This is a genomic window from Stenotrophomonas sp. HMWF003, assembly GCF_003061285.1.
Classification (GTDB): domain Bacteria; phylum Pseudomonadota; class Gammaproteobacteria; order Xanthomonadales; family Xanthomonadaceae; genus Stenotrophomonas; species Stenotrophomonas maltophilia_AP.
In genome coordinates this window covers 32085-33127 of record NZ_QAIW01000194.1, presented here as the reverse complement: position 1 = coordinate 33127, position 1043 = coordinate 32085, and the positions used below count along the sequence as shown (strand labels likewise).

Below are 1043 nucleotides of genomic sequence, written 5' to 3'. Positions count from 1 at the left end.
GCCCAGCACGGTGCCATCGCGGCGGATGGTGCCGACGGCGCCAGCAGCCGGCGGTGGCGCGGCGGGCTCAGACATGGCCGCTGTAATCGGTGAGCAGGAACAGGTCGACGCCAATGCGCGAGGCGGCGCCCTGCCAGCGCTGTTCGAACGGCGTACTGAACAGCAGTTCGCTATCGGCCGGCACGGTCAGCCAGCTGTTCTCACCCAGCTCGCTTTCCAGCTGGCCTTCGCTCCAGCCGGCGCACCCAAGGGTGACCAGGGCATTGCGCGGGCCTTCGCCACGGGCCATCGCTTCGAGGATGTCGCGCGAGGTGGTCAGGAACACGCCGTCGCCCACGGCCAGGCTGGAATCCCAGCTGCGCGCATCGTCATGGATGACAAAGCCGCGCTCGGGGTGCACCGGGCCGCCGTTGAGCACGATCTGGCCCCGCAGGTCGGGGCTGTCGGTGGTGATTTCCATCTGCGCCAACACGTCGCCCAGGGTGTACTCGGACGGCTGGTTGACCAGCACGCCCATGGCACCGTTGTCGTCGTGCTGGCAGATCAGCGCCACGCTGCGCGCGAAGGTGGGATCGGTCAGCGAAGGCAGCGCGACCAGCAGGTGATGGGCGAGAGAGGTGGAGAGCTCGGACATGCGCCCATTCTAACCGCTGGGCCCGGGGCACGGGCGTGAGCGCTGCTAGGATGCAGGCCTTCCAGGAAGGACCGCACCGCATGACTGCCAGCCCTGCACTCCCCACCACCTCGCGCAGCGCCATCGTGCTGATCGCATTGCTGCAGGGGCTGATGCTGTACGCCGCGCAGGAAACCGCCGACCGCTGGCCCTTCCACGATCTCGGCCACCGCGTGTGCTGGTATGCCTGGGTGTTGAGCGTGCCCACCGCCGTGGCCCTGACGCTGGTGCAGCTGCGCGACCGCCGCCTGTGGCTGCACGCCGGGCTGGCCTCGCTACTGGTGCTGGCCCTGGCCAGCGGTATCGGCTGGACGCTCGGCGGCGGGGCCAAGGGCCTGGACCAGGGGGCCGTGCTGTGGCCGTTCTCGAT

1 protein-coding gene and 2 pseudogenes are annotated in these 1043 nt (G+C 69.5%); 1 reads left to right on the top strand and 2 read right to left on the bottom strand.

Features of this window, described 5'->3' with window-relative positions; genetic code table 11:
• Positions 1 to 75, bottom strand: a pseudogene (locus DBR34_RS22365) (Holliday junction resolvase RuvX); the annotation flags it as partial.
• On the bottom strand, positions 68 to 634 hold the full coding sequence (locus DBR34_RS07930; protein WP_128096387.1) for a YqgE/AlgH family protein: 567 nt from the start codon (positions 632 to 634) through the stop codon (positions 68 to 70). The pseudogene DBR34_RS22365 and the gene DBR34_RS07930, both read right to left, overlap by 8 nt.
• Before the next feature lie 80 nt (positions 635 to 714).
• Between DBR34_RS07930 and DBR34_RS22360 the strand changes: the two are divergent.
• Positions 715 to 1043 (top strand): annotated as a pseudogene (locus DBR34_RS22360) (DUF4153 domain-containing protein); the annotation flags it as partial.